At 61.0% G+C, this 25,555-nt stretch carries 22 protein-coding genes; 12 read left to right on the forward strand and 10 right to left on the reverse strand.

Going from position 1 to position 25,555, the window contains the following annotated elements:
* Positions 1–19: 19 nt before the first annotated feature.
* Positions 20–811: a DeoR/GlpR family DNA-binding transcription regulator gene (locus tag DWW12_RS04385; RefSeq protein ID WP_158548938.1), complete on the reverse strand. Its 792-nt coding sequence runs from the start codon at positions 809–811 to the stop codon at positions 20–22.
* A gap of 348 nt (positions 812–1,159) precedes the next feature.
* Between DWW12_RS04385 and DWW12_RS04390 the strand changes: the two genes are divergently transcribed.
* The 5 genes from DWW12_RS04390 (at position 1,160) to DWW12_RS04410 (ending at position 5,169) form a co-directional block, all read left to right on the forward strand.
* Complete coding sequence (locus DWW12_RS04390) at positions 1,160–1,870, forward strand: transaldolase (protein WP_117564350.1); 711 nt, start codon at positions 1,160–1,162, stop codon at positions 1,868–1,870.
* A gap of 9 nt (positions 1,871–1,879) precedes the next feature.
* Entirely contained in the window at positions 1,880–2,326 is a 447-nt protein-coding gene (locus tag DWW12_RS04395) for a PTS sugar transporter subunit IIA (RefSeq protein ID WP_117855180.1), read from the forward strand.
* Between the two features lie 75 nt (positions 2,327–2,401).
* On the forward strand, positions 2,402–2,677 hold the full coding sequence (locus tag DWW12_RS04400) for a PTS sugar transporter subunit IIB (RefSeq protein ID WP_022094539.1): 276 nt from the start codon (positions 2,402–2,404) through the stop codon (positions 2,675–2,677).
* A 71-nt stretch (positions 2,678–2,748) separates the two neighbouring features.
* Entirely contained in the window at positions 2,749–4,140 is a 1,392-nt protein-coding gene (locus DWW12_RS04405) for a PTS ascorbate transporter subunit IIC (protein ID WP_117635569.1), read from the forward strand.
* A gap of 324 nt (positions 4,141–4,464) precedes the next feature.
* The gene (locus DWW12_RS04410) at positions 4,465–5,169 is read left to right on the forward strand and encodes a transaldolase (RefSeq protein ID WP_233544228.1); all 705 of its coding nucleotides are present in this window, start codon (positions 4,465–4,467) and stop codon (positions 5,167–5,169) included.
* A gap of 245 nt (positions 5,170–5,414) precedes the next feature.
* On the opposite strand, the gene DWW12_RS04415 is transcribed toward DWW12_RS04410, so the two are convergent.
* The 4 genes from DWW12_RS04415 to DWW12_RS04430 form a co-directional block, all read right to left on the reverse strand.
* A complete protein-coding gene (locus tag DWW12_RS04415; RefSeq protein WP_117855184.1) occupies positions 5,415–7,562 on the reverse strand; it encodes a Tex family protein in 2,148 nt (715 codons plus the stop codon).
* A 410-nt stretch (positions 7,563–7,972) separates the two neighbouring features.
* A complete protein-coding gene (locus DWW12_RS04420) occupies positions 7,973–9,013 on the reverse strand; it encodes a Gfo/Idh/MocA family protein (RefSeq protein WP_117843258.1) in 1,041 nt (346 codons plus the stop codon).
* A gap of 69 nt (positions 9,014–9,082) precedes the next feature.
* Positions 9,083–10,339: an MFS transporter gene (locus DWW12_RS04425; protein ID WP_117843257.1), complete on the reverse strand. Its 1,257-nt coding sequence runs from the start codon at positions 10,337–10,339 to the stop codon at positions 9,083–9,085.
* A 66-nt stretch (positions 10,340–10,405) separates the two neighbouring features.
* A complete protein-coding gene (locus DWW12_RS04430; protein ID WP_117843256.1) occupies positions 10,406–11,287 on the reverse strand; it encodes an SDR family NAD(P)-dependent oxidoreductase in 882 nt (293 codons plus the stop codon).
* A gap of 233 nt (positions 11,288–11,520) precedes the next feature.
* On the opposite strand from DWW12_RS04430, the gene DWW12_RS04435 reads away from it, so the two are divergent.
* A complete protein-coding gene (locus DWW12_RS04435; protein ID WP_233540354.1) occupies positions 11,521–12,399 on the forward strand; it encodes a LysR family transcriptional regulator in 879 nt (292 codons plus the stop codon).
* A 305-nt stretch (positions 12,400–12,704) separates the two neighbouring features.
* Here DWW12_RS04435 and DWW12_RS04440 read toward each other — a convergent pair whose 3' ends face one another.
* Genes DWW12_RS04440 through DWW12_RS04450 form a run of 3 tightly spaced genes read right to left on the reverse strand, consistent with a single transcriptional unit; the run spans position 12,705 to position 16,957 of the window.
* Positions 12,705–14,624 (reverse strand): ABC transporter ATP-binding protein, encoded by a 1,920-nt coding sequence (locus DWW12_RS04440; protein WP_117716362.1) that lies wholly within the window; start codon positions 14,622–14,624, stop codon positions 12,705–12,707.
* On the reverse strand, positions 14,617–16,461 hold the full coding sequence (locus DWW12_RS04445; RefSeq protein ID WP_233544229.1) for an ABC transporter ATP-binding protein: 1,845 nt from the start codon (positions 16,459–16,461) through the stop codon (positions 14,617–14,619). Before DWW12_RS04445 ends, DWW12_RS04440 begins: the two co-directional genes overlap by 8 nt.
* Complete coding sequence (locus tag DWW12_RS04450) at positions 16,454–16,957, reverse strand: MarR family winged helix-turn-helix transcriptional regulator (protein WP_117800283.1); 504 nt, start codon at positions 16,955–16,957, stop codon at positions 16,454–16,456. Before DWW12_RS04450 ends, DWW12_RS04445 begins: the two co-directional genes overlap by 8 nt.
* Positions 16,958–17,283: 326 nt before the next feature.
* Between DWW12_RS04450 and DWW12_RS04455 the strand changes: the two genes are divergently transcribed.
* Together DWW12_RS04455 and DWW12_RS04460 are read left to right on the forward strand one after the other, a co-directional pair.
* Positions 17,284–18,108 carry a PfkB family carbohydrate kinase gene (locus tag DWW12_RS04455; protein WP_117776559.1) on the forward strand — a complete coding sequence of 275 codons (825 nt, stop codon included), beginning with the start codon at positions 17,284–17,286 and terminating at the stop codon, positions 18,106–18,108.
* Positions 18,101–18,430: a TIGR04076 family protein gene (locus DWW12_RS04460; RefSeq protein WP_199570679.1), complete on the forward strand. Its 330-nt coding sequence runs from the start codon at positions 18,101–18,103 to the stop codon at positions 18,428–18,430. The genes DWW12_RS04455 and DWW12_RS04460 overlap by 8 nt, the downstream gene beginning before the upstream one ends.
* Before the next feature lie 105 nt (positions 18,431–18,535).
* On the opposite strand, the gene DWW12_RS04465 is transcribed toward DWW12_RS04460, so the two are convergent.
* Both DWW12_RS04465 and DWW12_RS04470 read right to left on the reverse strand, forming a co-directional pair.
* Complete coding sequence (locus DWW12_RS04465) at positions 18,536–18,982, reverse strand: low molecular weight protein-tyrosine-phosphatase (protein ID WP_187362366.1); 447 nt, start codon at positions 18,980–18,982, stop codon at positions 18,536–18,538.
* A 51-nt stretch (positions 18,983–19,033) separates the two neighbouring features.
* Positions 19,034–20,278: an MFS transporter gene (locus DWW12_RS04470; protein ID WP_233544230.1), complete on the reverse strand. Its 1,245-nt coding sequence runs from the start codon at positions 20,276–20,278 to the stop codon at positions 19,034–19,036.
* A gap of 158 nt (positions 20,279–20,436) precedes the next feature.
* Between DWW12_RS04470 and idi the strand changes: the two genes are divergently transcribed.
* The 4 genes from idi to DWW12_RS04490 all read left to right on the forward strand — a co-directional run bounded on the left by idi (position 20,437) and on the right by DWW12_RS04490 (position 25,491).
* On the forward strand, positions 20,437–21,378 hold the full coding sequence (gene idi, locus DWW12_RS04475; RefSeq protein ID WP_199570681.1) for an isopentenyl-diphosphate Delta-isomerase: 942 nt from the start codon (positions 20,437–20,439) through the stop codon (positions 21,376–21,378).
* A 243-nt stretch (positions 21,379–21,621) separates the two neighbouring features.
* Positions 21,622–23,079 (forward strand): SLC13 family permease, encoded by a 1,458-nt coding sequence (locus DWW12_RS04480; RefSeq protein ID WP_199570683.1) that lies wholly within the window; start codon positions 21,622–21,624, stop codon positions 23,077–23,079.
* 143 nt (positions 23,080–23,222) lie between these two features.
* Positions 23,223–24,713 (forward strand): UbiD family decarboxylase, encoded by a 1,491-nt coding sequence (locus tag DWW12_RS04485; protein WP_117855188.1) that lies wholly within the window; start codon positions 23,223–23,225, stop codon positions 24,711–24,713.
* Between the two features lie 199 nt (positions 24,714–24,912).
* A complete protein-coding gene (locus DWW12_RS04490; RefSeq protein ID WP_117855190.1) occupies positions 24,913–25,491 on the forward strand; it encodes a UbiX family flavin prenyltransferase in 579 nt (192 codons plus the stop codon).
* Positions 25,492–25,555 lie beyond the last annotated feature (64 nt).

Raw genomic sequence — 25,555 nt, forward strand, 5'->3', positions numbered from 1 at the left:
GGCGACCCGGCCATTTGAGCTATTTTGCAATATAGAGCTTGGGATGACTGCGACTGCTCTCGATCGCCGCCGTCATGATGCCCTCGTCGTCTCCATCAACGATGATGCCGTCGAGGTCATCGATCTGCGCGGACTGATAAAAACTGGTCTTATTGAACTTTCCCTGGTCAACCATCATGTAGCCCTGGTTTGAGTTGGTAAGGTACATATGCTTGATCATGGCCGAGAAGTCGTGCTCGACGGTAAAACCGTGGTCGGGGTGGAATCCGTCGGCACTGACAAACGCCTTGTCGGCATGTAGTTTGCTCATGCAGTCGAGCGTTAGTGCGCCCGCGAGATAGAGGTGGCCCTTGCGCACGGAGCCGCCCAGCAGCACTACCGAAGCATTGGGGAGATTGAAGCTGGCGTAGTTCGCGATTGCAAGATCGCCGGTGATAATGGTGATCTCACGCTTGTCCATGAGGGCCTTAGCGAAGTAAAAGCCTGTGGTGCCGATATCAATTACCAGAACATCGCCATCATCAACAAGAGTTGCTGCGGTTGCGGCGATGGCTTCCTTGGCCTCGACTTGGACATTGATGCGCTCCTCGGGATACGAGATTGCGTTGGAGCGAGAAAGCGATACCGCTCCGCCGCGTACGCGACGCAGCTTGCCTTCGGATTCCAGCGAGATGAGGTCGTGTCGTGCGGTGACTTCCGAAACCGAAAAACGGCGAACGATGTCGGATACCGAGATATTTGGCTTTTCGGCCAGCCAATTCATGATAAATCGCTGACGCTCGGCCGGTGAAAGGTCTGAAGTAGATGCCATATGCCGCTCCTTTTGAACAAAAGGTAAAAGATGCGCCTTTCGTAATCGAAATATAACGTATCGATATGAAAAGAACAAGGCAAATTCGAATGAATCAAAAGAACGGAATGGCATGTCACAAATGCATGCGTAGCAGATAGTTCGCACGTAAACGGGCTATAAAGAGTCTCATTCTGAAGGTGCCGCCCAAAAGAAGTACGTTCACGCCCGATATTCGACCGTTCACGGAAAGTTGACAATTGAGCTTTCGATAGCTTTTGAAATGGTTTATAAAAGAAAACCGAAAAGCTTTTGAAACAAAGAAGAAGGCTTTCGATAGCAATAGTGTTAGATGAGAAAGGACCGAACATGGCGATCAAGGTGTTTGCCGACGGCGCTAACCTCGAGGGTATGCTTGACATGCATGACAATGGCAACGTTCAGGGCTTCACGACCAATCCTTCCCTTATGAAGGCCGGCGGCGTGACCGACTACCGCGCTTTTGCCAAGACGGTTCTTGAGCACATTACTGATGTGTCGGTCTCTTTTGAGGTATTCGCCGACGACGAGGCGGGTATGGAAGCCGAGGCTCGCGAGATCGCAACCTGGGCAGACAACGTCTACGTTAAGATCCCGGCGCTCAACACCAAGGGTGAGTCCACTGCCGCGCTGGTCAAGCGCCTTTCTGCCGACGGCATCAAGGTGAATGTCACCACTATCTTTACGCCCGAGCAGGTCGACGAGTTTGTCGATGCCGTCTCTGCTGAGACCCCCTCTATTCTGTCCATCTTTGCCGGTCGCATTGCCGATACCGGCGTCGATCCGCTGCCCCTCATGGCGGAGTCCGTAAAGAAGGCTGCCGTTAAGCCTGCTGCCGAGGTTCTCTGGGCGTCTACGCGCGAGGTCCTCAATATCTTCCAGGCGGAGTCCGTTGGCTGTCAGATCATTACGGTCCCCAATGCCCTTCTTGCCAAGCGCAAGAATTTCGGGAAAGATTTGCTTGAGTACTCGCTTGATACGGTCAAGGGCTTTGCCCGCGACATTCAGGCGCTTGGTTTTCATATCCTGCCCGAGGAGTAGGGGACGAGCATGCTGACCGATCTTCTTAAGCCCGAGCTTGTTGCCTGCCACGTCGAGGCCTCCGACTGGGAGGAAGCGATCAAGGCATGCGGTAAGTTGCTCGTAGACGCTGGCAAATGCGACCAGAGCTATGTTGACGCCATGATTTCACCGGTTCACAAATTCGGCCCCTATATGGTCTTGGAAGAGGGCATCGCCATGCCCCACGCTCAGGCAGATGGCAATGTGAGTGAAGCGGGGATCTGTATCGTCACGCTTGACCCTGCCATTGCGTTTGGACACGAGGATTTCGATCCGGTTCACGTGCTCGTGGGTATTTGCGCACCCGACCCCAAGGCTCATCTTGGCTGCTTGGCGGAGCTTTCGCAGATGTTCGAGGACGAGGACTGCGTTGCCAAGCTCAGCGCATGCGATACGCCCGAGCAGGTTTTGGAGACCATGCGTTCATTCTTTTAGGCCTTAATGGCACGGCGATGCGTCGCCGCTTTTGGATAGACGGAAAACCGTCACGTGTAGGAGAGGAAGGTTGCCATGCATATCATCACCGTATGCGGAAACGGCATCGGGTCCAGCCTGATGCTCGCTGGCAAAGTCGAGGAGCTTTGCGAGGAGGAGGGCATCAAGGCCGACGTTGAGTCTATGGACCTGAACGGTGCTTCTTCCGCAAATCCGGATCTGTTCATCACCGTTAAAGAACTCGCCCCCGAGCTCCACGGCAACGTTGTGATCGTTCGCAGCTATGTGAACAAGAAGAAGATCCGCGAAGACGCCCTCGAGGCAATCAAGGCGGCCGCCGCTAACGCCTAAAGCGGCACAAAAAAGGGCGGTTCCCTGTGGAAGAGGGAAACGCGCCCACGTTAGAGAGAAAGGAAGCGCAGATGCAAGCCATCCTTCCCATACTTGAGTTTATCCAATCGATTCTGACCAAGCCAGCGTGGATTATGGGTCTATTTGCCTTTGTGGGCCTTGTCGCGCTTAAGCGTCCTGCCCACAAGGTGATGACGGGCACCCTGAAGCCCATTCTTGGTTACATCATGCTGTCCGCCGGCGCCGCTGTTGTTCAGGAGAACCTTGCTCCGCTGGGTACCTTCATCGAGACCGGTTTCCACATCACCGGCGTCGTGCCCAACAACGAGGTCGTTGTTTCGATGGCTCAGAGCGTCCTCGGCGTTCAGACCATGATGATCCTGATTCTCGGCTATGTCGTGAACATTATCATTGCCCGCTTTACCAAGTTTAAGTACATCTTCCTGACGGGCCATCACAGCATGTTTATGGCCTGCCTGCTGTCTGCCGTTCTGCAGGCATCTGGCTTCCAGGATGTCCAGCTTGTCATCGTGGGCGGCATGTTCCTGGGCCTCGTGAGCGCTATGCTTCCCGCCGTTGGTCAGCGTTTCACCGAGAAGGTTACCGATGGCGATGAAATCGCCATGGGCCACTTCGGTTCACTCGCCTATTACATCTCCGCTGCAGTCGGTACGCTTTTTGCTAAGGACGCCGAGGAGAACAGCACCGAGAAGATCGAGGTTCCCGAGAAGTTCGCCTTCCTGCGCGACACTACCATCTCCACGGCTCTTACCATGGCCTTCTTCTACCTGGTTACCGCTTTCGCCGCTTACATCGCAGATCCTGCGGTCGTTACCAAGACCGCTGGCGGCGACAACGTGATTGTCTATGCCCTGACCTGTGCCCTGTCCTTTGCCGTTGGTGTCACCATCGTCTATAACGGCGTTCGTATGATCCTTGCCGACCTGGTCCCGGCTTTCCAGGGCATCTCCAACAAGCTGATCCCCGGTGCCATCCCCGCCGTCGACTGCGCCGTCTTCTTCCCCTATGCTCCCACCGCCGTCATCCTCGGCTTTGTCGCTTCCTTTATCGGTGGCGTGGTCGGTATGTTCATCGTGGGCGCTACCCTGGGCATCTTCATCATCCCGGGCATGGTTCCTCACTTCTTCTGCGGTGCTACCGCGGGCATCTACGGCAATGCTACCGGCGGTCGCAAGGGCGCAGCTCTTGGCGCTTTCGTCAACGGCCTGCTCATCACCTTTGCCCCGGCCCTGCTCCTGCCCGTTCTTGACGTCTTTGGCTTCAAGAACACTACGTTCGGCGACTTTGATTTCTCCGTCATTGGCATTACGCTTGGCCGCGCTGCCGAGGCCTTCGGTACCACCGGTGTCTACGCGATTCTTGCTGTCCTTCTGATCGTCGCCTTCGTCCCCAACTTCATCCACACCAAGGGTGCTGTGATCAATCACGTTGAGGAAGAGTAATCCAGGCATACGTTAAGCCCTAATCGGGCGGAGCTCCGATAACCGGCTCCTACACGGAAGCGGTGACGTCTCAAATGAGGCGTCACCGCTTTTTGTTTTGGACTGGTTGTGAAAACGCACCGGTGAAGCGCTGTCTCTGCGCCGCGAACGGAATCAACCGCGATGATCGGCAAAAACGTTTTGCCGCTGGGGCGTCGATATAAAAATGGTAAATCTGCAAAACCGTTCGCCGAGAAGATAAAAAACCGCAGTTCACGCCTTGATAAACGTAGATAAAGTGTTTAGCAGTTTATCGGCCGTATGCTAACGAAAGGAATCAGGCAGATGGCAATCAAGGTGTTCGCTGACGGTGCAAACCTCGAGGGCATGCTCGACATGTACGAGAGCGGCAACGTTCAGGGTTTCACGACCAACCCGTCCCTTATGAAGAAGGGCGGCGTGACGGATTACCGCGCGTTTGCCAAGGAGGTCCTGGCCCACATCATCGATGTGTCCGTGTCGTTTGAGGTCTTTGCCGACGACGTCGAGACCATGGAGGTCGAGGCCCGCGAGATTGCTGCCTGGGCCGAGAACGTCTACGTCAAGATTCCGTGCGTGACTACCAAGGGCGAGTCCACCGCCGAGCTGGTGCGCAAGCTTTCGGCCGACGGCATCAAGGTCAACGTTACCACCATCTTTACTCCCGAGCAGGTCGATGAGATGGTCGAGGCCGTTGACGCCGAGACGCCGTCTATCATCTCGCTCTTTGCCGGCCGTATCGCCGATACCGGCGTTGACCCCATTCCGTTTATGACGGAGTCGGTTAAGAAGGCCGCCGCCAAGCCCAACTGCGAGGTCCTGTGGGCGTCCACGCGCGAGCTCATCAACATCTACCAGGCCGAAGCCTGCGGTTGCCAGATCATCACGGTGCCCAACAGCATCCTGGCCAAGCGCAAGAACATCGGTCGCGACCCGTACGAGGTCTCGCTCGACACCGTGCGCGGCTTTGCCAAGGATATCGCCGCTTTGGGCTTCCATATCCTGCCGTAAGCAAGGGTACCCCCTCTCGCGACGTGCAAAATCGCGAATATTCAGCACGGTAAAGGCTTTTATCAGATTTTACCAGCTTTTACCAGTTGGTCGAAGCACGGAACGGCCCCCGTTTTGGCTCTAAAAACGCCAAAACGGGGGCCGTTTTTGCTTTTATGGTTCTCCGAGGTGCCGCGGTGCTATCGGGAAATGCTGAATATTCGCCATTTTGCACGTCGCGAGAGGGGGGACCCTTGCTTGGCGGTTTACTTCCCCTGCACCATGGTGAGGGAGATCTTCTTGCGGTCGCGATCGACCTTTTCAACCCACACCTTGACCGTGTCACCGACGCGCACCACGTCGCTGGGGTGCTTGACGAAGCGGTTGGCCAGCTTGGAGATGTGCACGAGGCCGTCCTGGTGCACGCCCACGTCGACGAAGGCGCCAAAGTCGACGACGTTGCGCACCGTGCCCTTGAGCTCCATGCCGGGCTCCAGGTCGTCAATAGAAAGTGCCGAGCGGCTAAAGACCACCTCGGGCGCGTCGTCGCGCGGGTCGCGACCGGGCTTCTTGAGCTCGTTGACAATGTCGATGAGCGTCAGGGTGCCACAGTCCAGGTCGCTTGCCAGCGCCGAGATGCTGCCCAGGCGGCGCTCGATGTCGGGCACGCCACCGCGGCTGAGCTCGCTGGCTTTAACGCCTGCGCGCTCTAGGACGGACGTGGCCACCTCGTAGCTCTCGGGGTGGACGCTTGTCGCGTCGAGCGGGTTCTTGCCGCCGCTGATGCGCAGGAAGCCCGCGGCGTTGAGGTATGCCTTGGGTCCCAGCTTGGGGACCTTCTTGAGCTGGCGGCGATCGGTAAAGGCGCCGTTTTCCTCGCGGTATGCCACGATGTTCTTGGCCACGCTCGGCGTAATGCCCGACACGTAGCCCAGCAGGCTCGCGCTCGCGGTGTTGACGTCGACGCCCACGCGGTTGACGACGTCTTCCACCACGTGGCCCAGGGTGCGCGAGAGTTCGGCCTGGTCAAGGTCGTGCTGGTACTGGCCCACGCCGATGGACTGGGGCGGAATCTTGACGAGCTCTGCCAGCGGGTCTTGCAGACGGCGGCCCAGGCTCATGGCGCCACGCACGGTGACGTCCAGGTCGGGATACTCTTGGCTCGCGAGCTCGGAGGCCGAGTACACCGACGCGCCGGCTTCGTTGACGATGGTGTAGCGAAGGCTGGGCGCCTGCTCGGCAATGAACTCCGAGACGACTTCCTCGGTCTCGCGGCTGGCGGTGCCGTTGCCGATGACGATGGTGTTGACGCCGTCCTTTTTGACGAGGCGGGCGAGCTCGCGCTTGGTGCCGGCGACGTCGTGGCGCGGCTTGGTGGGGTAGACCACGCCGTGGTCGAGCAGCTTGCCGGTCTCGTCCATGACGGCGACCTTGCAGCCGGTGCGGTAGCCCGGGTCGAGCGCGAGTACGCGGGCGCCGCGCACGGGGCGCGCCGAGAGCAGGCCCTCGAGATTCTTGGCAAAGACGTTGATGGCCTCGGTCTGGGCGCGAACGGTGAGTTTGGCGCGGGCCTCGCGCTCCAGCGAGGGAGCCATGAGGCGTTTGTAGCCGTCGGCGATGGCGGCATCGAAGATGGGAGCAAACACGCCCTGGCGTCGGGGCCAACGGCTGCTGAGGCGCGCCGTGGCGGCAACGCCGTCGACGTTCACGCGCACGCGGAGCTTGCCCTCGCGCTCACCGCGGTCGATAGCCAGCACGCGGTGGTTGGGTATACGGCGCAACGGCTCGTCATAGCTGTAGTAGGGCTCGTAGGGGGTCTTCTCGGCGGGGTCGGTTGCCTCGACGACGATGTCGGCGGTGTTTTGCGTAAAGGCGCGCACGTCGGCGACGTTCTCGGGGTCCTCGGCTACCGTCTCGGCCACGATGTCAGCGGCGCCAGCGAGCGCCTTCTCGGGCGTGTCGAAGCCGGCCTCCTCGTTGACGTATGCCGCGGCGGCGTCGAGCGCGCTGCCCTTGGCCGAGGCCTGCATGATGACCATGTTGGCAAGCGGCTCCAGACCTGCCTCGCGGGCCTTCTGCGCGCGGGTCATGCGCTTTTTACGGTAGGGCTTGTAGAGGTCTTCGACGCGCTGGAGCTGTGTGGCCTCGCGAATCTGCTGCTCGAGCTCGGGCGTGAGTTTGCCCTGGGCGTCGATGAGCAGGATGACGTCCTCTTTACGCTGTTCAAGATTGCGCAGGTAGGACAGGCGCTCGTCGAGCGCGCGCAGGGCAACGTCGTCCATGCCGCCCGTTGCTTCCTTGCGGTAGCGCGAGATAAAGGGGATGGTGTTGCCCTCGTCGATGAGCTTGACGGCTGCCTCGACGTTGGCGGCCTTAAGGTTGAGCTCGCGGGCGAGCTGGGCGATAAGATCCATGGAACTCCTTGCGTTTGAGGTGCGTTTGCGGCACAGGGCTACCAAGGATACCACCCGTCCCAAAAGACTGTTTTGGGGCCGCGCCATGAAAACGGCCTATCTACTACGTTTGAACCGTATGGGTCGACCATCCCCGGTTTTCCGAGAACGCGCAACCTGTCTACCTGCGGTTTTTATTTCTCGAAATTTGGCATGGTTGAGGGCAATCGGTTAAACGTAGTAGATAGGCCCATTTCGTGGCGAACGAATCAATCTGAGGTACAAAATGGCTCCTGCTCCAGAAAAATCGTCGGCAAGGTAGCAAAATGCCCCGCGGGCAGGAGGCTGCTCGCGGGGCAAAGAAGAGGGGCTTATTTGTGACGGACCGAGGGACTCGGCATGGGGTTTCTGCCGCGGCCGCTCTTAAGGCATTACAGCTCGACGAGCTGGCCGGTCTCGGCGGCCTCCTTGATGGCGTTAAGCAGCGTGAGCGTCTTAACGTTGTCGGCGGGGGTCACGACGGGCTCGACCTCGCGGCGGACGACCTTCACAAAGTGCTTGAGCTGCATCTTGTGCGGCAGTGCCGGGTCGACGGCCGGAATCTCCATCTGCAGCGGCTTGTGCCAGTTGGAGGCGCCGTCGTAGGAGAACTGGTGCAGGCGGGGCAGCGACAGGGCGCCCTTGGTGCCACCGATAAAGTAGGCATCGGCGTCGAAGGGGCGGTACTGCGGGTCCTCGCGAGCAGTCGCCTCCCAGTTCCAGGGGCTGGCGGTGGCGTCGGAGATGGTCATGCTCGCGAGCGCGCCATCGGCAAAGCGAACGTTGACCACGGCGGAGTCCTCGGTCTCAAAACCGCGGGCGGCGCTGGACTGCATACCCTGGACGGCAACGGGCTCGCCCAGCAGATAGCGGAGCAGGTCGACGTCGTGAACCAGGTTAACCAGGATCGGGCCGGCACCCTTCTTGCGGCGCCACTCGACATCGAAGTACTCGTCGTTCTTATAGATCATATAGTGGAAGCTCGACACGGTGAGCTTGCCCAGCTCGCCGGACTCGATGATCTCCTTGGCCTTGTTCACAAACGGGTTGTGGCGACGGTGCTGGCCCACGAGCACGGGCACGCCGGCGGTCTCGGCCTCGGCGGCGAAGGCCTGGGCATCCTCGAGATCGTTGGAGATCGGCTTTTCGACCAGCGGTACGATGTTGCGCTTCACAGCCTCGCGGGCAACGCCCAGGTGCAGGTCGTTGGGGGTGGCGATAATGACGGCCTCGGGCTTGACCTCGTCCATCATCTGGGCAGGATCGGTGTAAAACGGCACGCCGGCGGACTCGGCCGTGGCGCGGGCGCCCTCAAAGGCGTCGGCGATGGCGACGAGCTCGGCCTCGGGCTCCTCGGTGACAAAGCGGATGTGGTTGCGGCCCATGGCGCCGGCGCCGATAACGGCAATGCGGACGGGGTTGAGCTCAGACATTTCGACTCCTTAATAATTGGTGGCTGCCGAATGTGACAAAGGGGCTGTCCCTTTGTCACATCGATACGACTAAGCGGACTTCTTCTTGCTGTCGGAGACCATCATATAGACGGTGAGCACGACGGCGGTGGCGGCGATCACGATGGCGCCGTAGAAGGACTGCTGGTAGGCGGCGCTGCCGGCCTCGGCGTGATACAGCACGGCGGTGATGGGCTGGCTGATCCAGGTGGAAGCGGCATAGCCCAGGAACATGATGCCGTAGTTGACGCCGATGTTGCTGGTGCCAAAGGCGCCACCAGTGAGCGGCGGGTAGATGACGAGCAGGGCGCCAAAGCTAAAGCCGAGCAGGGCGAGCGCCACAAAGAACATGCTCTGCGTAAAGCTCATCGACATGATGACGAGCGCGACGATGGTGACGACAAGGCTGATGAGCAGCGACTTATAGGCGCCGAGCTTGTCGATGATCTGACCAAAGGACAGGCGACCGACCAGGTTGGCGCAGGTGTTGACGGAGACCACCACGCCGCCGAGGGCGACAGCTGCGGCGCTCGTGGGGTCGGCGAAGAGCTGGACGGCGGCGATGGAGGCAACCTTGCCTACGAGCAGGGTACCCGCGGTGGCGGCAAAGGCGAAGGTGACGATGAGGACCCAGAAGCGCGGGGTCTTGACCATCTCGCCCGGAGTGAGGTCACCGAAGGTGCCGGCGTGCGCTCCGCCCTTGGGGGCCTCGAAGCCCTCGGGCAGCCAGCCGGCCTCGGGGGCCTTCAGGAACAGGGCGGAGGCGGCGATCGTCACAAAGAAGATGACGCCGAGTGCCTTGAGGGCGCCAAAGATGCCCAGGCTCGGGATGAGCAGTGAGGCGAGCACCGGGGACAGCACGGCGGGGCCGGCGGTCGAAGCGGCAAGGGTGATGCCGGAGGCGAGACCCTTCTTGTCGATGAACCACTTTTGGCCGGTGGTGAGCGCGGGGTTGTAACCCAGACCGTTGCCGATGGCGGCGACGAGCGAGAACCACAGGTAGAACTGCCACGGCTCGGTGACGGTGCCGGACATGAACCAGCCCACGCCGTAGCACACGGCGGCGGCGATCACGACGTTGCGGGGGCCGATCTTGTCGGAGATACGGCCGGCGAAGATGCCCGTCACGGCCATGATGGTCTGGAAGACCGGGAAAGCCCAGGTAAGTGCGCTGGACCACTCGGGGTAGACGGCGAGCAGATTCTTGGACACGACGGAGTACAGCGCGATGGAGCTGATGAAGAACATGGTGACGCACGCGGCAGAAAGCACGACGGCGCGACCCTTATTGGAGTTGGTGGAAGCCATTGGACTCTTTCTAATCGATACGGGGGAGGGAGGGGCGCGTCCGCGGGGCCTCCCAGTCGGGCTGGTTTACTGATCGGTCGGCTTTGCGACGCCGGACTCGTCGGACCAAAGCTCGACACCCTTGTTCTTAAGGTAGTTGTCGGCGTATGCGCGACGGCCGCCGGGCTTGGCGGTGAGGTCGCCCATCATATTGGAGAAGCCGCCGTCGACCTTGATGGCGTCGCCGGTGGTAAAGTCCGAGCGCGTGGACGCCAGGAACATGACGGCGTTGGCGATATCGCTGACCTCGCCGATGCGGCGCGTGGCGATCAGGCGGCTGCGGCTCTTCTCGACCTCGGGGTCGGCGTAGAAGTTGGCCGACATCGGGGTCTTAACGAAGCAGGGCTCGACGCAGTTGGAGCGCACGCCGTAGGGGCCCCACTCGGCGGCGAGCATCTTGGACATCATGTTGACGCCGGCCTTGGTGGAGCTGTACACGCCCGAGAACGTCTCGGGGGAGTGGCTGGCGACGGTGGAGATGTGCACCAGGCGGCCCTGGCCGGCCTTGATCATCTCGCGACCAAAGCGCTGCGAGGTGATGAAGTAGCCGGTGAGGTTGACGTTGATGACCTCGTTCCAGTCGGAGAGCGGCAGGTCCTCCATGGCGGCGAAGCGCAGGATACCGGCGGTGTTGACGAGGACGTCGACACGGCCGAAGTTGGCGATGGTGGCATCGACGGCGGCCTGAACCTCGGCCTCGTCGGTGGCGTTCATCTTGTAGCCCTCGGCGTGGATGCCAAACTCAGCGGCGAGGTCAGCGGCTGCGGCCTTGACCTTTTCCTCGTCCAGATCGAGCAGGACGACGTTGGCGCCGTTGCGGGCGAACTCGCGGCAAATCTCGACGCCCATACCGCCGAGTGCGCCGGTCACGGCGCAGACATCGCCCTCGAGCTTAAGCCAGTTGCTCATAGGAACTTCCCTTCTTGTGCCTCCCGGTGGGTCGCTCCCATTAACCGACCCACGTGGTTTTCGCTGGTTATCGTATGCTTAGCGTTCGCGCAGGTGAATTGCATATTTGTTAGAATGACGTTAACCGTAGGTTTACACTGTACATTGAGGTTTGTTCTCAATTGAGCGCATGACCTGCGAAAACAACCTCCTGTGGCACCATGTGGCCACGGGCGCGAAAACGGGAGATTGACGTGTACGATCGACGACTTGAGGCCATATCGGCCGCCGCGGAGCTGGGAAGCTTCTCGCGCGCGGCGGCAAAACTACGTGTGTCGACCCCGGCTCTCGTCAAACAGGTGTCGGGGTTCGAGGCCGAGTTTGGCATCACGTTGTTCGAGCGCTCGCATTCGGGCGTTAAGGTGACGCCGGCGGGTGCGCTGCTGGTAGACGATGCGCGCTCGATCATGCGTCAGTCCGAGGATGCGTTGCGCCGTGCCCGACGCGCAGCGGGCGATGGCGGCGCCGTGCGTCTGGGCGTGTCGATGATGTGCCCGGGGCGCCAAACGCTGTCGATGTGGCCGAGTGTGCACGAGCTGGAGCCGTCGCTGCGCTTTGAGATTGTGCCGGTGAGTGACCTCTACGATGAGCGCGAGACCGTCATGCGCAGTCTTGGTCGCGAAGTGGATGTAGTGCAGTCGAGTTTTTCGACCCCGCGCTGGGGCGACGCCTGCCAAAAGCTCCTTATCGTCAACGTACCGTTTTATATTGATGTGCCGCGCACGAGCCCGCTTGCGCGCAAGACGCGCATCACGGTTGCCGACCTGGAGGGCATGCGCCTGCGCGCGCTCCGTCACGGCAACGACGCTATGGACAGCCTGCGCATCGACCTGTTGGCCGACGGCGGCGTGGACGTGATCGACGTGGATAGCTTCGACTTTGCGCTCTTTAACGAGGCGGAGGAAAAGGGCGATGCGGTGCTCACCTGCGGAGCGTGGTCGGGCGTGCACCCGGCCTTTGTGGGCGTACCGTTTCTATGCGGTCGCGAGGTGCCGGTCTATTTGCACTACCCGCTCGAGCCCACCCTCCAAGTCCAAAAATTCGTCAACGCCATGGCCCAACTCCTCAACTAGCTCATTTGGCGCGGGTAGTCTTTTTGGGACGGGGCTTTTTTAGCTACTTTCGCCGCCCTGCCTGCGCACCCTCAAAGTAGTCAAAAAGCCCCGTCCCAAAAAGACTAACAAAACGAGGCCCTGGCCAAACGGCCAGGGCCTCACTAACCTTTATTCCGTTTTAAACAACGGGCTGATTGCGCGCAGGAGGGTGCCCCGGGGCGGCGGGGTATTTCCTCCGCGCGCAGTTTCGCAGCGAAGCGAGAATGTTTGAGCACGGAGGAATTACCCCGACGCCCCGGGGCACCCTCCGTCAGTAACCGTTCCTACTCCAGCTCAAACGCACCCGTGTACAGCTGGTAGTAGTACCCGCGCTTGGCGATCAGCTCGTCGTGGTTGCCGCGCTCGATGATACGGCCGTGGTCCAGACAGATGATCGCGTCGGAGTTGCGCACGGTGGACAGGCGGTGTGCGATGACAAACGTCGTGCGGCCCTCCATGAGCTTATCCATGCCCGCCTGCACGATGGCCTCGGTGCGGGTGTCGATGGAGCTCGTGGCCTCGTCTAGAATCATCGCCGGCGGATCGGCGACGGCGGCGCGGGCGATCGAGATCAGCTGGCGCTGGCCCTGCGACAGCTGTGCGCCGTTGCCGGTGAGCATCGTGTCGTAGCCGTCGGGCAGGCGGGTGATAAAGTCGTCTGCGCCCGCGAGCTTGGCCGCCGCGATGCACTCCTCGTCGGTCGCATCCAGGTTGCCGTAGCGGATGTTGTCCATCACGGTGCCGGTGAACAGGTTCACGTCCTGCAGCACGACGCCCAGCGAGCGGCGCAGATCGGCCTTGCGGATCTTATTGACGTTGATGCCGTCGTAGCGAATCTTGCCGTCGGCGATGTCATAGAAGCGGTTGATGAGGTTGGTGATGGTCGTCTTACCGGCACCGGTGGCGCCGACAAACGCGACCTTCTGACCCGGCTTGGCAAACACGGACACGCCGTGCAGGACCTCGTGGTCGGGGGTGTAGCCAAAGTCGACGTTGTCCATGACCAAGTCGCCGCGCAGCGGGACGTACTCGATCTCGCCGGTTGCGCGGTGCGGATGTTTCCACGCCCACATGCCGGTGTGGTGGTCAGCCTCCTCGAACTCCCAAGTCTCGGGGTTCACCTGTGCGTTGACGAGCGTCACATAGCCTTCGTCGGCCTCGGGCTTCTCGTCGATGAGCTCAAAGATGCGGTCGGCGCCGGCGAGGCCCATGACCACGGCGTTGATCTGCTGCGAGATCTGGCCGATCTGTCCGCAGAACTGCTTGGTCATGTTGAGGAACGGCACCACGACGGCGATGGACAGCGCCATGCCCGAGATGCTCAGGTTGGGCACGCCCAGCGCCAGGAAAATGCCGCCCGCCAGTGCGACCAGCACGTAGAGCAGGTTGCCCAGGTTCATAAGGATGGGCATGAGGATGTTGGCGTACATGTTGGCCTTCTGGGAGACCTCGAAGAGCTTTTCGTTGCGCTCGTCAAAATCGGCCTCGGCGGCAGACTCGTGGCAGAACGCCTTGACGACCTTCTGGCCGTTCATGACCTCCTCGATATGGCCCTCGACCACGCCGAGCTCGGTCTGCTGCGCAATGAAGAAACGCGCGGAATTGGAGCCGAGCAGCTTGGTCATAAAGGTCATAAAGGCGACGCCGGCGATGATGACCAGGCACATCCACACGCTGTAGTACAGCATGATAAAGAACACCGTGACGATGATGATGATCGTCATGAGCAGGTTGGGCAGCGACTGGCTGATCATCTGGCGCAGCGTATCGATGTCGTTGGTGTAGTGGCTCATGATATCGCCGCGCTGGTGCGTGTCGAAGTAGCGGATCGGTAGGTCCTGCATGCGGTTGAACATCATCTCGCGCAGCTTCTCGAGCGAGCCCTGCGTGACGATAGCCATGGCGCGGTTCCAGAAGAGCGAGGACAGGACACCGACGCCGTAGATGCAGGCGAGGGTGGTCACGAGCTGCAGAATCTTGGGCTGTGCGGCTTCCCAATCGCCCGACTGCCACGATTCGCTAATAATCTGCAGGGCGCTCTGCAGGAAGGTCGCGCCGATGGAGTTGATGATGGCGCAGAGCACCACGCCGGCGACGACAAGGGGCAAAAGCACGGGATAGAAGCCAAAGAGCGTCTTGATGAGGCGCGACATGGTGCCGCCCTTACGGTTGAGCGCGCGCTCGGCGGTCGTTGCCTTACTCATGTGCCTCGCCTCCTTCCTGGGTCTGAGCTTGCGTTGCGGTCATGTCGGTGTTGTCTGCCGCCGTGTTCGCGTCGCCAGAGACGTCGTCGGCGTCTTGCGTACCTTCGGCAGACATCTTGTTTTGCGAGGTAAAGGTCTCTCGGTAGATCTCGCTCGTCTTGAGTAGCTCTTCGTGGTTGCCGATCTGTGCGATGCGGCCGCCCTCCATGACGATGATGCGATCGGCATCCTGCACGGAGCTAATGCGCTGGGCGATGATGAGCTTGGTCGTGTTGGGCAGATAGCTTGCCAGTCCTGCACGAATCTTAGCGTCGGTCTTGGTGTCGACGGCGCTGGTGGAGTCGTCCAGGATCAAGATCTTGGGGCGACGCAGCAGGGCGCGTGCAATGCACAGGCGCTGTTTCTGACCGCCCGAAACATTAGAGCCACCCTGTTCGATCCAGGTGTCGTAGCCCTTGGGGAAGCCGTCGACAAACTCGTCGGCGCAGGCCAGATGCGCTGCCTCGCGGACTTCCTCGTCGGTGGCGTTCGGGTCGCCCCAACGCAGGTTCTCGGCGATGGTGCCGCTAAACAGCACGTTTTTCTGCAGTACCATGGCGACCTGGTGGCGCAGTGCGTCCAGGTCGTAGTCGCGCACGTCCACGCCGCCCACGCGCACAGCGCCTTCGGTGGTGTCGTACAGGCGGGCGATGAGGTTAACGAGCGTGGACTTGGCCGAGCCAGTGCCGCCGATGATGCCGATGGTCTCGCCGCTCGTAATGTGCAGGTCGATATCGTCGAGCGCCTGGCGTTTCGCATGCGCGGAATACTTAAAGCTCACGTGGTCAAAGTCGATGGAACCGTCGGCAACCTCGAGCACGGGCTCGGCGGGATCGGCGATCGTGGGCTCGGCGGCCAGCACCTCGGCAATGCGGTGTGCCGATTCGTCGGCCATGGTCACCATGACAAAGATCATCGACAGCTGCATCAGGCTCATGAGAATCTGGAAACCATAGGTAAAGGTCGAGGAGAGCTGGCCCACGTCGAACAGCGTGCCCTGGCTCGTGATGATGAGCTTGGAGCCCAGGTAGATGATGACGACAAACGCGCCGTTGACGCAGATGTTCATCATGGGGTTGTTAAAGGCGAGCAGCTTCTCGGCGCGGGTGAAGTCCATCTGGACGTCGCGCGCGGCGGTCGCGAACTTCTCCTTCTCAAAGTCTTCGCGCACATAGCTCTTGACCACGCGCATGCCGGTGACGTTTTCCTCGACGGACTCGTTAAGGGCATCGTACTTGTGGAACACGCGCGAGAAGATGGGGCGCACCTTAAAGATGATAAAGAACAGTCCAAAGCCCAGCAGCGGAATGATGACCAGGTAGACCATGGCGACGCTGCCGCCCATGATAAACGCCATGGTAAAGGCGAAGATCAATACCAGCGGCGCGCGCACGGCGATACGGATGATCATCATAAAGGCCTGCTGCACGTTGTTGATATCGGTGGTCAGGCGCGTGACGAGCGAGGAGCTCGAGAACTCATCGATGTTGGCAAAGCTGAACGTCTGGATCTTGTAGAACAGGTCGTGACGCAGGTTCTTGGCGAAGCCGCAGCTCGCATGGCTGCAGGTGACGCCTGCCGCGGCGCCAAAAGCAAGCGATGTCAGCGCGATGAGCACCAAAAGGCCCGCGGTGGGAAGCATCTCGGCTACGGTGGCGCCGTCTTTGATGGCGTCGATCAGGTTGGCGGTGATAAATGGAATCAGCATCTCGCAGAGCACCTCGCCAAGCACGAGCAGCGGCGTGGCAACGGTGACTTTCATATAGCCGCGGATGCTTCCCATGAGGGTTTTAATCATCCAGTTCCTCCCAGGTTACACGGATTTTCTCGAGCATTTCGGCGAGCTGCTCGCGCTCGTCGTGGGTGAGGGCACTAAAGGCTTGCTCTCTAAAGCGAATGCGGGCCGCCTGGTCGATGCGGGCGTTTTCCCGGCCGGTTTCGGTCAGGCGAATGGTGAGCTGCCGTCGGTCCTTGGGGTTACGGCTGCGCTCGATGAGGCCGTTGAGCTCGAGCTTGGACAGGATCTCGGAAAGCGACCCCGGCTTGAGGTCAAAGTGCATGCCGAGTTCCTGCTGCGACATCTCGCCGCCGGGTTGCTTGGCCAGCAGGCAGATGATGGGCGCCTTGCCGGACACGCCTCCGCCATGAAAATGCATGTAATGGCCGCAAAAGCCCAGGCCGCTCAGGATGCGCTTGGCGAGTTTGTCTTCGGCGCTGACCGCTTCGGGTATGTCTACCGGTTGCGACGGGTCACCGCCGGGCTCATGCGGAAGGACGAGTGGTTCAACACACATATCTAAGCTTCGCTCCTTTCTTTAGTTAGGTAGTTGAATTGTTTTGTGCCTAACCAATTTAGGAGCACGGTAAATAAATGTCAAGGTACCAAACTTATTATGTTCGAGCGGCACTTAGGGACGTTCCTTATGTGCCGGCATTTGGGGACACTCCTTGTGTCGACTAGTCATTTAAGAACGTCCCCAACGACTAACTTCCTCCTTCCCGTAACCTTTCCGCAACAATTCGTCCTCTGCGGTGCCAGCGCCCGTTCACAACGTCCCCTGCGCTACACTTAGTCGCACTGTGGCGCTGCTGCGCCGCACCCGAAACAAGGGAGACCCTCATGAAGAATACTCAGCTGCTGCTGATCAACGATATGTGCGGCTACGGCAAGGTCGCGCTCTCCGCCATGCTGCCGGTGCTGTCGCACATGGGCTACCGTATCCATAACCTGCCGACGGCCCTCGTTTCCGATACGCTCAACTACCCCAAGTTCTACATCCACGACACCACGGAGTACGTGCGCCAGAGTCTCGCTATCTGGGAGGAGCTCGGCTTTGAGTTCGACGCCATCTCCACCGGCTTTATCGTGACCGAGGAAGAGACGCGCATCATCTCGGACTTTTGCCACCGCCGTGCGCAAAAGGGCACCAAGGTGTTCGTCGATCCCATCATGGGCGACAACGGCAAGCTCTATGCCGGCGTGCCCGAGTCCACGATTGGCCTTATGCGGCACCTGCTGGAGTGCGCAGACTACGCGGTGCCCAACTACACCGAGGCCTGTCTGCTCACCGATACGCCTATTGCAGAGCAGATCACGCCCGATGAGGCCCGCGTCCTTGTGGACGCCGTGCGCGAGTTGGGTGCCAAGTCGGTGGTCATTACGAGCGCCGTGGTCAATGGCACGAACGCGGTTATCGGTTACGACCATGTAGCGGGGGAGTACTTCACGATTCCCTTTGAGCTCATTCCGGTCTATTTCCCGGGCACGGGTGACACGTTCTCGGCGGTGCTCGTTGGCCGCGTTATGGCAGGTTGGAGTCTGCAGCGCGCGACGAGCGATGCCATGCGCGTAGTAGCCGAGCTTATCGAGCGCAATGCCGACCAGGAGGATAAGTCCGCCGGCCTTCCCATCGAGGCCTGCCTGGATGTGATTGACCATGAGTAACGCCGACGAGAGTGGTACCGAGGCCACGGGCGAGAACAAGCCGCTCGGCGCGCCGCGTGGCAAGCGTCCGCGTATCCGCGTGAGCTGCGTGGACCAGCTGGGTGCGTGCCGCTGCCACCATGGTCACAAGCCGGGCGACGTCTTTGATTTCGACCGAGACCGCGGCAAGATGTGCGCCATGGCCTGCCATGTGGGCTTTCCCTATATTGATATCCTGCGCTATGGCGGAACCGTGCCTGGCAACGAGCCTGGTACGGCAAAGTTCTGCTGCCCCGAGGTCGACACCCTCAACGTCTGGCTCGCCGAGATCGTCGACGAGTAGTTGAACGTGGATTTTCTCCCATCGAGAAAATCCACGCTCAATTTGTATGCGGGAGATAATCCACGCTCGTTTTATGCCAATGGCGCACCTCGCGAGCTCGCTTGCCTACAGCTGCTCGAGCATAGCGATGCAACCGTCGAGCACGTCGCGGTAGGTGGCATCGAAGTTGCCGGTGTACCAGGGATCGGCCACGTCGCCGGGGCGCTCGGTCCAATCGAGCAAGCGCGTAATCTTGCCGTCGGGGTCGTCGCCAAAGATGCGACGCAGGCCACGCGCGTTCTCGGCATCCATATAGACAATGTGATCCCAGTCGCCATACTCCGCGCGACGCACCTGGCGTGCGCGGTGGGCAACGACGGGAATCCCGACCTCGCGCAGCTTGGCGACCGTGCCATGATGCGGCGGGTTGCCGATCTCCTCAGTTGAGGTCGCTGCAGAATCGATGACAAACTCGCCCGCGCGCCCAGCGCGGCGCACCAGCTCGGTAAACACCGACTCAGCCATCGTCGAGCGACAGATATTTCCATAGCAGATAAACAGTACACGTTGCATATGCGGTTTCCTTTCGATCGCCATCATCGAGCTCGAGTATCGCATCTGTGCTTACGCCCTCGCCCGCTTGCGCTCCCAACGTGCCAGCTTAATCGTCACCAGCGTAAGCGCCCAGGCCACAAGCGAGAACGCGGCACCAACCGCGCCCACGCAGACAATGCCAACTCCGCTTACCACGGCTCCGCCTACCGCGGTGCCAAACGAAATGCCGACGTTAAACGCCATGGGCTCAACCGAACTTGCGAGTACCATCGACTTGGGGTGGCGGCTGCGTGCCACGTCCATAAAGTGCGTGATGCACGACACCGAGAACAGGTACATGAGCAGCGCCAAGCTAAAGACAAAGACCAGCGCGAGCGGCATGGTGCCGCCCACGGCAAACAGCCCGAGCAACGCCGCAGCCTGCAGCACAAACGTCACAAGCAGTGCCTTCATGCCAAAACGTGCGTCGATCCATCCGCCCAGGATGTTCGAGATCAGGCAGAACACGCCGTAGGCCATAAGCGTGGTGCTCGCCTGAACGGTGCCCATGCCCAGCACCTGCTCAAGATAAGGCGTCACGTAGCCGTAGAACACATAGACCGAGCCTACGCCAAACAAAAAGATGAGCATGCCGGTGATGATGCTCGGCTCGCGCAGCAGACCCGCCTGCTCGCGAAAGGTGGCAGGCTCGTCGGTTTGCCCAGCGCGCGGCATAAACGCCACGAGCGCTCCGCAGATCAGAACGGCAAAGGTCAGCGTGCCGTACATGGCCACGTGCCAGTCGAGCGTGTCGGCCACGAACTTGCCAATCGAAGTGACAAAGACCATTGCCACGGAAAACGCACCATATACCACCGAGATGGCAAGCGAAGTTTGCTGCGGGGACAGCAGCTCGGGGATGTACGTCACGCCCACGGCGAGCAGTGCGCCCGAGACAGAGCCCAGGACAATGCGCGAGATAAACAGTACCTGGAAGTTGGGCGCCAACGCCATGACCAGGTTGCCGAGCACAAAGACGATGCTATAGCACACGAGCAGCTGATAGCGGCGGAATCGCCCCGTGCTGAGTGCAAGCACCGGCGTGGCGATGGCGTAGACGAGTGCGAACACGCTGATGAGCTGGCCCGCAGTGGCAAGTGATATGCCGAGTTCCGTCGCCAAGTCGCTTTCGATGCCGATGACCACGAACTCGGAGCAGCCGAGCGAGAATCCCAACAGCACGAGCAGCGCCAGGCAGAGCTTGGTGCGCGCGGGGGAGAGCGCGGCGGCGGTTGACTTACTTTTAGGCGTGGTTGCGGCGGTCAAGGTTGTCACTCCAATGTCGCATGAATAAGCGGGATTCAATCCCTGCAACTCTAACAGAATGTGTCAGGTGCCTGCCCCCTTTGTCGCAGGCTGCGCTTGCCTGTATAGTCGCAATACAGGCGAAGATGGTCTCAGGTACATCGCGGGCGACAGGAGATCCCATGGGTATGCACACGACAAAGGTTGCAGTGGGCGAGGGCAAGTTTGCGCTCGAGGCCCAGCTGACGGTGACGCCGCGAGGCATGGCGGTGTACGCCTGCTCGCCGGAGTTCGCGCACCTGGGCGCTACGGCGCAGGCCATTCCGCGCCCCGAGCCCGGCCGCACGGCGACGGTGAGCATCCTGGCCGTTCCGTGCCATCGAGATGAGATCCCGGCGCACGATATCGCGGCGGCGCTGGCCACGCGCTTTGATGTGCCGGTCGTTGCAAGCACGGGTTTTCATGTTGAGCAGGCGAGCGGGGACGACTTGCAGCGCATGCTCGATACCACCAAGGAGCTCATCGCCGCGCTCGAGGAGGCCGCAGCCCGCATTCTGCGCGCCGGCTGGGATGAGGGCGGCGCAGGCGCCGAGGTCGTGGCGGTCGATGACGCGACCGGCGAGGCGCTTGGCCCCGTCGATCGCGTCGAGGCCCATACCGGCGAGGGCATTCTGCACCAGGCATTTCTGACGCTTCTGGTCGAGGGCCAGGGCGAAGACGCGCGCCTGCTGCTCTGTCGCCGCAGTCCGCTCAAACGACTGTGGGGCGGGGTGCTGGCCGATAGCTGTGCCGGCCATCCGCTCCCCGGGGAAGACGTCGCGGCCGCCACGGCGCGTCGCATCAACGAAGAGCTTGGCATTGCGCGCGAGCCCGACCAGCTCAAGCACCTCGGTCACGTGGTGTATCGCGAGGATCACGGCGACGGCCGCTGCGAGTGCGAATGGTGCGAGGTGTTCGCAGCCCATGTTGAGCCGGGCGAGCTGCATATCAACCAAGAGGAGATCTCGGAGGTGCGTCGCGTGGCCCCGTCCGAGCTCAAAGGCTACCTGCAGGGTCACCCCGAGCAGCTGGCCCCCTGGCTCCGCGAGGCACTCAGCGACCCATCCATCCGTACGGCCCTCGCTATGTAACAAAGGTACAGTCCCTTTGCCATATCCAAACCGTCACAACATTCGATGAAAATCTCGAAATCGAGGAAAAGCGTCGAATGTTGTGACGGTTTTTGCCCAGAGGATCGCTTCTCATCCAAAAATCCCGCTTGACTGTATTGCCGCAACACAGCGCAACGTAAGGGGTGTCCGATAACGGGCGCCCCTTTTTAAGTGGCAACGTGGCTGCGAATCCGGAGCGCCCCCAACAAGAAAGGTGGGGAGATGGAAGCGGAAAAGAAGGCGTTTAAGATCACCAGGCGCGAAATTGGCTTTGTGCTGGGTATCGTTGTCTTTTTGCTAGTGAAGTTTCTTCCTTTGGCGGAGCTGAGCTCGACGGTCGAGCTTACGGTCGGCGGTCAGACCTGTCTGGCGTTGACGCTCGCCACGGTGGTGTTCTGGGCGTGTGGCGTGGCACAGCCGGGCTTTGTGGGCCTGCTCTATTGCGCGCTGCTCGTTCTGTTCAAGGTGTGCGTGGACGACACGGGCGCCGCGAGCATCTCGGCGACGGTCGCCTCCACGTTTAGCTCGTGGACCAAGGCCACCATGTGGCTCGTCATCGGCGCCTACCTCATCGCCAGCGCGGTCAAGGAGTCGGGCCTGGGCGAGCGCATCGCCTATGCGTTTATGCTCAAGTTCGTGCGCGATGCCAAGTCGCTCATTATCTCGATCTTCGCGCTCACCTTTGTGCTGTCGCTGCTGATCCCGCATCCGTTCCCCCGCGCCTTCCTCATCCTCGCCGTCGTCTCGGTCATCGCCGAGTCCGCCGGCTACGGTGACGACGACCGCGGCAAGCTCGGCTTCCTCGTGTTTGCCGCTGCCGCCCCGGGCTCCATGTTCTTCCTGACGGGCGACTCCACGCTCAACCCGCTCGTTGCGCAGTACAGCGCCGAGGCCGGCGGCATGAGCCCGTCCTTCGTCGACTGGTTCCTGTACATGAGCGTGCCCATGCTGGTCGCGCTGCTGTGCACCCTGTTCCTGGGCCTCTTCCTCTTTAAGCCCAGCAAGGAGCTCGTCTACGATCGCGAGCAGATCGTGGCCAAGCAGGCCGCGCTCGGCAAGCTCTCCGTCAAGGAGATCCGCACCATCGTGTGGCTTGTCATCGCCATTGCGCTGTGGCTCACCGTCTCGGGCGACTACATCGGCTGGGTCACCCTGGCCATTGGCGTCGCTCTCGCCATGCCCGTCATCGGCGAGGTCCTCACCCCCGCCAGCTGGAATGCTGTCGACATCAAGTCCCTCATGTTCCTGACGGCCGCCATGGCCGTAGGCTCTGTGGGCGGTGCCACCGGCATGAACGCCTGGATCGCCGACGTCGTGCTTCCCAGCTCCGTGCCCGAGAACATCTTCCTGTTCGCCCTGCTTGTCGCCGCGCTCTCCATGATCATCCACATGTTCATGGGCTCGGTCATGGCCGTACTCGGCGTGTGCGTGCCGGCGTTCATCAGCTTCGCGGCCGGCTCCAGCGTGAGCCCGCTCGCCGTGGCACTCATCGTCTTCACGTCCATCAACATCCACTACATCCTGCCGTTCCATAACCTGCCGATCCTTATCGGCGAGGGCAAGGACGCCGGCGGCTACACCTCCAAAGAAGCCATGCGCATGGGCATTCCCCTCACCGCGGTCGTCTTTATCGTCGTGCTGGTCGAGGCCGCCTGGTTCCATCTCTTTGGCCTGATGTAAGCGGCCGAGCGCTTGGGCTGTAAACAGCCGAGTGCTTGAACCGCGAGTTGCCAAGCGCTCCATCTATAAGCGCTGCGGCCCCACTACGTTACCCAGCCCGGCGGCACTCCCGTCGCCGGGCACTCTCCCGAAAGGAGCACGCTATGTCCACTACCGATGCTTCCCAGATCCACGACCTGCGCTCCGCGCTCGACTTTTTGCGTGAGATGCCGGGCCAGCTGCTCGAGACCGACACCCAGGTCGACCCGGACGCCGAGGTCTCGGGCGTCTATCGCCACGTCGGTGCCGGCGGTACCGTTATGCGTCCGACCAAAGAGGGTCCGGCGATGGTCTTCAACAACGTCAAGGGCTTTGACGATGCCAAGGTCTGCATCGGCATGCTTGCCAGCCGCAAGCGCGTTGCCGCCCTGCTCGACCTTGACGAGGAGCACCTGGGCCTCGAGATCGGCAAGCGCTTCGAGAACCTGATCGCGCCCAAGCAGATCGCCGAGGGCGCGCACATCGACTGCCAGGAGGTTGTGTACAAGGCGACCGACGAGGGTTTTGACCTGCGCAAGATCGTCCCCGCTCCCACCAACACGCCCGTCGACGGCGGCCCCTACATCACCATGGGCCTCGCCTACGGCACGAGCCCCGACGGCTCCCAGTCCGACGTGACCATCCACCGCTTCTCCTGCGTCGACAAGGACAAGCTCGCCATGTGGATCACCCCGGGCAGCCGTCACCTTGGCGCCTTTTTTGACGAGTACTGCCAGCGCGGCGAGGACATGCCCATCTCCATCTCCATCGGCCTGGACCCCGCCGTGTACATGTGCTGCGGCTTTGAGGCTCCCACCACGCCGCTCGGCTTCAACGAGCTGCAGATCGCCGGCGCCCTGCGCGGCCATGCCGTCGAGCTCGCCGACTGCGTTACCGTTTCGCAGAAGTGCATCGCCAATGCCGAGTACGTGCTCGAGGGCTACCTCATGCACGACGAGACCATCAACGAGGACGTCAACGGCCACGGCTATGCCATGCCCGAGTTCCCCGGCTACACCGGTGGCGCCAAGGTCTGCCCGGTGATCAAGATTACCGCCGTCACCACACGCGTCAATCCCATCATGGAGAGCTGCATCGGCCCTTCGCACGAGCACGTGTCCATGGCGGGCATCCCCACCGAGGCTTCCATCTACAAGATGGTCGAGACCGCTATCCCGGGCCGCCTGCTCAACGTTCACGCCGCCCCCTGCGGCGGCGGCAAGTTCGTTGCCATCATGCAGTTCAAGAAGTCGAGCAAAAATGACGAGGGCCGTCAGCGCAACGCCGCCATGCTCGCCTTCTCGGCGTTCTCCGAGCTCAAGCACGTGATCCTGGTTGACGAGGATGTCGACATCTTTGATATGAGCGACGTGATGTGGGCTATGACCACGCGCTTCCAGGCCGACGTGGACCTCATCACCATCCCTGGCTGCCACTGCCACGTGCTCGACCCGTCCAACGACCCCGCGTTCGACCCCACGATCCGCGAGCACGGCATCGCCTGCAAGGCCATCTTCGACTGCACGGTCCCGTTCAACCTCAAGAAGAGCTTCATCCGCTCGCAGTTCATGGAGATCGACAAGGACAAGTGGGCTAGGGAGATTGCGGCGTTTTAACAAACGCCGCACCGGTCGACGCTGCGCCCGCGCCTGGCGGACAATCTGCCCCTCAGCTGCGAAGGCATGGGCATAAGCCCTATGCCTTCTTGTTTCGGGACACCTTGTCTCGCCAGGCGTGCGCTCGCTGACATTGCCCGACCTATAGCCGCCATTTTGTTGTTGCTGGTAAGCCCTACCAAGTAGTCAAGGAGTTGTCATGCCTGAGTCTTCTGTTCGCCCCCGTCGCATTGTCGTTGGCGTTTCTGGTGCCAGCGGCGCTGCGCTGGGCCTCGAGTGTCTCAAGTGCCTGCGTCAGGCCGGTGCCGAGTCGGCGCTTGTCGTCACGCGTGGGGGAGAGATCACCATCGAGCAGGAGCTCGGCATGACGCTCGACGAGTTTGCCGCGCATGCCGATGTGGTCTACGACAACAAGAACATCGGCGCCGCCATCGCAAGCGGCACCTATCCGGTCGATGGCATGATCGTGGCCCCGTGCTCCATGAAGACGCTCGCCGGCATCGCAAGCGGCTACAGCGAAAACCTGCTGCTGCGTGCGGCCGACGTGCAGATGAAAGAGCAGCGCCGCCTGGTGCTCATGGTGCGCGAGACGCCCTTCAGCGCCATTCACGTCGATAACATGGCGCGCCTGGCGCGCGTGCCCGGCATCATGCTCATGCCGCCTATGCTCACGTTTTACAACGGCCCCGCCACGCTCGACGACGCGGTGCATCACATCGCCGCCAAGGCGCTCGAGGCCGTCGGCGTGTCATGCGCAAACTATAAGCGCTGGTCATAGGCGTCTTTAGGGTAGGATACGAATAGTGTTTAAGCCCGCTGCCCCTGTGGGCGGCGGGCTTTGG

The organism is Collinsella sp. AF14-35 (assembly GCF_003464565.1).
Taxonomy (GTDB): domain Bacteria; phylum Actinomycetota; class Coriobacteriia; order Coriobacteriales; family Coriobacteriaceae; genus Collinsella.